This is a genomic window from Defluviimonas sp. D31, from assembly GCF_033436765.1.
Classification (GTDB): Bacteria; Pseudomonadota; Alphaproteobacteria; order Rhodobacterales; family Rhodobacteraceae; genus Albidovulum.
Map to the genome: position 1 here is coordinate 425,867 of NZ_JAWQFN010000003.1, position 6,327 is coordinate 432,193.

7 protein-coding genes are annotated in these 6,327 nt (G+C 67.2%); 4 read left to right on the forward strand and 3 right to left on the reverse strand.

All coding sequences use genetic code 11. The features are described from left to right. Positions 1–96: 96 nt before the first annotated feature. The 3 genes from pyrF to R5H32_RS08420 form a co-directional block, all read right to left on the reverse strand. Positions 97–804 (reverse strand): orotidine-5'-phosphate decarboxylase, encoded by a 708-nt coding sequence (gene pyrF, locus R5H32_RS08410; RefSeq protein WP_318338234.1) that lies wholly within the window; start codon positions 802–804, stop codon positions 97–99. A gap of 146 nt (positions 805–950) precedes the next feature. Next, the gene (locus tag R5H32_RS08415) at positions 951–1,187 is read right to left on the reverse strand and encodes a hypothetical protein (protein ID WP_318338235.1); all 237 of its coding nucleotides are present in this window, start codon (positions 1,185–1,187) and stop codon (positions 951–953) included. A gap of 4 nt (positions 1,188–1,191) precedes the next feature. After that, positions 1,192–1,353: a hypothetical protein gene (locus R5H32_RS08420; RefSeq protein ID WP_318338236.1), complete on the reverse strand. Its 162-nt coding sequence runs from the start codon at positions 1,351–1,353 to the stop codon at positions 1,192–1,194. Between the two features lie 183 nt (positions 1,354–1,536). Here R5H32_RS08420 and clpB point away from each other — a divergent pair, with 183 nt between their 5' ends. The 4 genes from clpB (at position 1,537) to msrQ (ending at position 6,019) form a co-directional block, all read left to right on the forward strand. Beyond that, positions 1,537–4,152 carry an ATP-dependent chaperone ClpB gene (gene clpB, locus R5H32_RS08425; protein ID WP_318338237.1) on the forward strand — a complete coding sequence of 872 codons (2,616 nt, stop codon included), beginning with the start codon at positions 1,537–1,539 and terminating at the stop codon, positions 4,150–4,152. Positions 4,153–4,279: 127 nt separating this feature from the next. Continuing rightward, entirely contained in the window at positions 4,280–5,197 is a 918-nt protein-coding gene (gene msrP, locus R5H32_RS08430) for a protein-methionine-sulfoxide reductase catalytic subunit MsrP (RefSeq protein WP_318338238.1), read from the forward strand. Between the two features lies 1 nt (position 5,198). Continuing rightward, positions 5,199–5,411: a GDCCVxC domain-containing (seleno)protein gene (locus R5H32_RS08435; RefSeq protein ID WP_318338239.1), complete on the forward strand. Its 213-nt coding sequence runs from the start codon at positions 5,199–5,201 to the stop codon at positions 5,409–5,411. Beyond that, positions 5,408–6,019, forward strand: a complete 612-nt coding sequence (gene msrQ / locus R5H32_RS08440) for a protein-methionine-sulfoxide reductase heme-binding subunit MsrQ (RefSeq protein WP_318338240.1) — start codon at positions 5,408–5,410, stop codon at positions 6,017–6,019. The genes R5H32_RS08435 and msrQ overlap by 4 nt, the downstream gene beginning before the upstream one ends. Positions 6,020–6,327 lie beyond the last annotated feature (308 nt).

Consider the following 6,327-nt stretch of genomic DNA (forward strand, 5'->3'; position numbering starts at 1 on the left):
GGGTCGGGTCGGTCATCGGGGGCTCCGGGTTTCTCCGGGGGCGATGATTGCCCGACAAGGCGGGCGTTGCGCGTGGCCGGGCGCCGCGCGCGCCGTTTAGACCCCGGCGAGTTCGGTCAGAACCGCCTCGGCGGCGGCGGCCGGATCCTCGGCCTGCCAGATCGGGCGGCCGACGACGATATGGTCGGCGCCGTCGGCGATCGCCAGTGCAGGGGTCGCGACGCGCTTCTGGTCGCCGAGCGCGGCACCCGCCGGGCGGACGCCCGGGGTGACGATGAGCCGGCCCGCAGCTTCGGGCAGGGCACGGATCATCGCGGCTTCCTGGGGGCTCGCGATGACCCCGTCGGCGCCGGCGGCGAAGGCGCGGGCGGCGCGTTCGGCGACGATCTCGGGGATGTCGCCTGGCCGGATCAGCGCCGCGTCGAGATCGGCGCGGTCGAGCGAGGTCAGGATCGTGACGGCGAGGATCTTGAGGTCCTTGCCGGCCGCGCCTTCCTTGGCGGCGCGGACGACATGCGGATCGCCGTGGACGGTGAGGAAATCGAGGTCGTATTGTGCGATGCCCCGGACCGCGGCCTCGACCGTCGCGCCGATGTCGAAGAGCTTCATGTCGAGGAAGATGCGCTTGCCGAGATCCTGCTTGAGCTCGTTGGCGAGCGCGAGGCCGCCGCCGGTCAGCATGCCGAGGCCGATCTTGTAGAAGCCGACCCGGTCGCCGAGCCTGCTGGCGAGATCGAGCCCCGCGAGGGCGTTGGGGACATCGAGGGCGACGATCAGGCGGTCATCGGCTTTGGGATGGGGCACGGCGGTCTCCTTGGCGCAGAGTCCGCGGCGGTTTCGGACGCCGCGCTCGCGCTGTCAAGCCGCACCGCCGCATATCATCGCTTGAGGTGCCCAAAGCCGGGCTATCGGCGCGGCAGGGTGCGCCAACGGATCCGAGCCGGACCGGCTCAGGCGGCGCGGCGGCTGGCCTGGCCTCTCGGGTCGGCGGCGAAGGCCAGTTTCGCCGCGCCGAGGAGCCGGGCGCGCAACGATGCCGCACCGGGGGCGCGGGCCGGGGCCGAGATCCGGAAGAAGGCGCTGAGCCTGTCGTCGTTAAGGAGCACCGTCAGAGCGACGACCGCCTCGACCCGGCCGGTTCGGCGGTCGCGCCGTGCGTGGGCGATACGGGCGGACAGGACGCGCATCGGATCACCGCTTTTCGCGGAACGGGCTGGGCACGCCGGGCATCGGGCCGTCGCGGTGGGTCGCGAGCGCCATCCATTGCGGTGCGAGCAGCGATTGCCGACCACGGGTCCAGAAACTGGCCGCGCGGACAAGGGCGCTGGCGAAGCGAACAGCCGTCTCACTCATCACGAATCCTCCGTTAAGGTTAAGTCCGATTAGGACCGAAACTCCTTTCGAAATCGTTTCCTGCGCGGCGGCCGCACGTCCTTGAAATCTCTCGCGCGGATGGCCAAGTCACATTCGAGATCCGGGATGTATCGTGCTGCAGAAGCGGGCGATCGGACCCGGGGGCTAGCAAAGGAGAAGCCGATGAACATGGAGAAGTTCACGGAACGGTCGCGCGGTTTCCTTCAGGCCGCCCAGACCATCGCGATGCGCGAGGGACACCAGAGGGTGATGCCGGAGCATCTCTTGAAGGCTCTGATGGACGATGACCAGGGGCTCAGTGCCAACCTGATCAAGCGGGCGGGCGGCGAACCGAAGCGCGTGGCCGAGGCGGTCGACGCGATTATCGCCAAGACGCCGAAGGTTTCGGGCGGCGATGGCCAGGTCTATGTCGACACCTCGCTTGTCCGCGTGCTCGACGAGGCCGAGAAGATCGCGAAGAAGGCGGGCGACAGCTTCGTTCCGGTCGAGCGCGTCCTGATGGCGCTCGCCATGGTCAACACGAAGGCGAAGGACGCGCTCGATTCCGGGGCGGTCACGGCCCAAGCGCTGAACGCGGCGATCAACGACATCCGCAAGGGGCGCACCGCCGACTCGGCTTCTGCCGAGGAGGGATATGAGGCGCTGAAGAAATATGCCCGCGACCTGACCGAGGCCGCCGAAGAGGGCAAGATCGACCCGATCATCGGCCGCGACGAGGAGATCCGCCGCGCGATGCAGGTTCTCAGCCGCCGCACCAAGAACAATCCCGTCCTGATCGGCGACCCCGGCGTCGGCAAGACCGCGATCGCCGAGGGCCTTGCCTTGCGCATCGTCGACGGCGACGTGCCCGAGAGCTTGAAGAACAAGCGGCTGATGGCGCTCGACATGGGCGCGCTGATTGCCGGTGCCAAATATCGCGGCGAGTTCGAGGAGCGGCTGAAGGCGGTACTGAAGGAGATCGAGGCCGCCGCAGGCGAGGTGATCCTCTTCATCGACGAGATGCACACGCTCGTCGGCGCCGGCAAGTCCGACGGCGCGATGGATGCGGCGAACCTGATCAAGCCGGCGCTGGCGCGGGGCGAGCTGCACTGCATCGGCGCCACCACGCTCGACGAATACCGCAAGTATGTCGAGAAGGACGCGGCCCTTGCCCGGCGCTTCCAGCCGGTTCTGGTCGATGAGCCGACGGTGGAGGACACCGTCTCGATCCTGCGCGGCATCAAGGAGAAATACGAGCTGCACCACGGGGTGCGGATCTCGGATTCGGCGCTTGTCGCGGCGGCGACGCTTTCCCAGCGCTACATCACCGACCGCTTCCTCCCGGACAAGGCGATCGACCTCGTCGACGAGGCGGCGTCGCGGCTGCGGATGGAAGTGGATTCGAAGCCCGAGGAGCTCGATGCGCTCGACCGCGAGATCCTGCAAAAGCAGATCGAGGCCGAGGCCTTGAAGAAGGAGGACGACGCGGCGTCGAAGGACCGGCTGGAGCGGCTGGAGAAGGAACTGTCCGACCTTCAGCAGCGCTCCGCTGAGATGACGGCGAAATGGCAGGCGGAGCGCGACAAGCTCGAATCCGCGCGCGGGCTCAAGGAGCAGCTTGACCGGGCGCGGAACGAGCTTGACCACGCCAAGCGCGAGGGCAACCTGGCGCGGGCGGGGGAGCTGTCCTACGGCGTGATCCCGCAGCTCGAAAAGCAGCTTGCCGAGGCCGAGGACCGCGATGACGCGCTGATGGTCGAGGAAGCGGTGCGGCCCGAGCAGATCGCCGAGGTGGTGGAACGCTGGACCGGCATCCCGACCTCGAAGATGCTCGAGGGCGAGCGCGAGAAGCTTCTCAAGATGGAGGAGGAGCTTGGGCGCCGGGTCGTCGGCCAGCATCGCGCTGTCGAAGCGGTGTCGAAGGCGGTGCGCCGCGCGCGCGCCGGGCTTCAGGACGAGAATCGGCCCTTGGGCTCGTTCCTCTTCCTCGGGCCCACGGGCGTCGGCAAAACCGAGCTGACGAAGGCCTTGGCCGAGTACCTCTTCGACGACGAGCATGCGATGGTCCGCATCGACATGTCGGAGTTCATGGAAAAGCACTCCGTCGCCCGACTGATCGGCGCGCCTCCGGGCTATGTCGGTTATGACGAGGGCGGCGTCCTGACCGAGGCGGTGCGGCGCCGGCCGTACCAGGTGATCCTCTTCGACGAGGTCGAGAAGGCGCATCCGGATGTCTTCAACGTGCTCTTGCAGGTTCTCGACGACGGCGTGCTGACCGACGGGCAGGGCCATCATGTCGACTTCAAGCAGACGCTGATCGTGCTGACCTCGAACCTCGGCAGCCAGGCGTTGAGCCAGTTGCCCGACGGCGCCGATGCCGCACAGTCCAAGCGCGACGTGATGGACGCGGTGCGCGCCCATTTCCGGCCCGAGTTCCTCAACCGGCTCGATGACCAGATCATCTTCGACCGCCTGACGCGGGGCGACATGGGCGGGATCGTCGAGATCCAGCTTCGCCGGCTCGAAAAGCGGCTGGCGCAGCGCAAGATCGCGCTCGACCTCGACGAGGCGGCCAAGGTCTGGCTGGCCGAGGAAGGCTACGATCCGGTCTTCGGTGCGCGGCCTCTGAAGCGGGTGATCCAGCGCCATCTGCAGGACCCACTGGCCGAGATGCTCCTGGCCGGTGACGTGAAGGATGGCGACACGGTCCATGTCAGCGCCGGGACCGAGGGGCTGATCGTGGGCGAGAGGGTCTCGAAATCCACCCGGCCCCGGCCCGAGGAGGCGGTGCTGCACTGACAAGAGGGGGGCGGAGCGATCCGCCCCCTTTGTTTCAATCGGCCAACGAAACTTTGAGCCGGCTTTATTGGGCGATTTCCGGGACCGGGTGTAGGGTCACCGTCAAAAGGATTTGCCGGAGACCCCGATGCGCCGTTTTCGCCCCGATCTGACCTGGTCCGACGTCACGCCGAAGGCGGCGTTCCTGAACCGCCGCCAACTCATCGCCGGAGCGGCGGCTCTGGGCTTTGCCGGCCCGGCCGCCGCGAAGCTGACCTATGCGCCCTCCTCCTATTCGACCGACGCCGAGCCGAACACGTTCGAGCAGATCACCCGCTACAACAACTTCTACGAGTTCGGCACCGGCAAGGACGAGCCGATGGCCCATGCCGGCCAGCTCACCACCGACCCCTGGGCGGTGAAGATCGACGGCCTGGTCGAGAAGCCCGGCGACTACGACCTTGCCGACCTCCTCAAGGGCGTCGCGCTCGAAGAACGCATCTATCGTTTCCGCTGCGTCGAGGCCTGGTCGATGGTCGTGCCCTGGATCGGCTTCCAGCTGTCCGAGATCCTGGAGCGGGTGGGGGTGCAGCCCGGCGCGAAATACGTCGCCTTCGAGACACTGGTCAGGCCCGAAGAGATGCCAGGCCAGAACTACCCGATCCTCGACTGGCCCTATCGCGAGGGGTTGAGGCTCGACGAGGCGATGAATCCGCTGACGATCCTCGCCACCGGGCTCTATGGCGAGGAGATGCCGAAGCAGAACGGCGCGCCGATTCGGCTCGTCGTGCCGTGGAAGTATGGCTTCAAGTCGATCAAGTCGATCGTGAGGATCAGCCTGACCGAGACCCAGCCACCCTGCACCTGGAACATGCTGCAGCCGCGTGAGTACGGCTTCTATTCCAACGTGAACCCCGAGGTCGACCATCCGCGCTGGAGCCAGGCGACCGAGCGGCGCATCGGCGGCGGGCTCTTCGCGGGGCGCGAGCCGACGCTGATGTTCAACGGCTACGGCGACGAGGTGGCCTCGCTCTATGCCGGGCAGGACCTGACGAGGGATTTCTGAGGTGATCACCCGCCAGTCGACGCTGACCTGCCCGCATTGCGGCACCGCCAGGACGGAGACCATGCCGCTCGATGCCTGCCAGTTCTTCTATGACTGCACCGGCTGCGGCGTCGTCCTGCGGCCGCGCCCCGGCGACTGCTGCGTGTTCTGCTCCTATGGCGATGTGCCCTGTCCGCCGGTCCAGGCCGGCGAAAGCTGCTGCGGGCAGACATGAGCGTTGCCGACCGGATCAACCGCGCCGCCCGCCGCGTGCCCGCCTGGCCGGTCTACCTGATCGGAGCCGCGCTGCCGGTCTGGCTGTTCTGGGAAGGCACGACCGGCGGGCTCGGTATAGACCCGGTGAAGGCGATCGAACAGCGGCTCGGGCTCTGGGCGCTGAAGCTGATCGTGGCCGGGCTTTGCATCACTCCCTTGCGGCGTTTCGCGGGGGTGAACCTCGTGAAGTACCGCCGGGCAATCGGGCTCATGGCCTTCTTCTATGTGATGCTGCATTTCCTCGCCTGGCTCGTTCTCGACATGGGGCTTCTCTGGTCCCAGGCGCTGGGCGACATCGCCAAGCGGCCCTATGTGACCGTCGGCATGGTCGGACTTGTCGCGCTGATTCCGCTGGCGCTGACCTCGAACGACTGGTCGGTGCGCCGGCTCGGGGCGCTGCGCTGGCGGCGCCTGCACCGGCTGACCTATCTTGCCGCGATCGCGGGCGCCGTTCATTTCCTCTGGCTCGTGAAAGCCTGGCCGGTCGAACCCTTCCTCTATCTCGGCGCGGTTCTCGGGCTCCTGGCGTTGCGCGCGATTCCCCGAAAGAGCCGCGCAGCGGCCTGACTCGGCCCGAACCCGGGGCGGGATTCGACGCCGAAGCCGAGGCGGCAGGCCCGAGTCTGTGGATAACCCCGGATGTGGTGTCGGCCTCGCGAGTGGCCGCGCAATCTTGTTGCGGCGGCGCGGGTCGAATTGTTGTCTTCATTTCCCTAACCCCAAGATATTGGGGTGGTTTCCGGCGCTGACGAAAAAAGTTCGCCGGTCTCGAAAAAACCGCTTGCGGAGATTGGTGGTGATCCGTAAATACCCCCTCACCGAAGCGGGACAGACTGCTGCGGTGGACGGAACGGCGGCGACGCTGGGAAGTTGAG

Coding starts and splice junctions, on each gene's coding strand:
- R5H32_RS08415 (WP_318338235.1), bottom strand. CDS start 1,187: ATGCGCGTCCTGTCCGCCCGTATCGCCCACGCACGGCGCGACCGCCGA.
- R5H32_RS08420 (WP_318338236.1), bottom strand. CDS start 1,353: ATGAGTGAGACGGCTGTTCGCTTCGCCAGCGCCCTTGTCCGCGCGGCC.
- clpB (WP_318338237.1), top strand. CDS start 1,537: ATGAACATGGAGAAGTTCACGGAACGGTCGCGCGGTTTCCTTCAGGCC.
- msrP (WP_318338238.1), top strand. CDS start 4,280: ATGCGCCGTTTTCGCCCCGATCTGACCTGGTCCGACGTCACGCCGAAG.
- msrQ (WP_318338240.1), top strand. CDS start 5,408: ATGAGCGTTGCCGACCGGATCAACCGCGCCGCCCGCCGCGTGCCCGCC.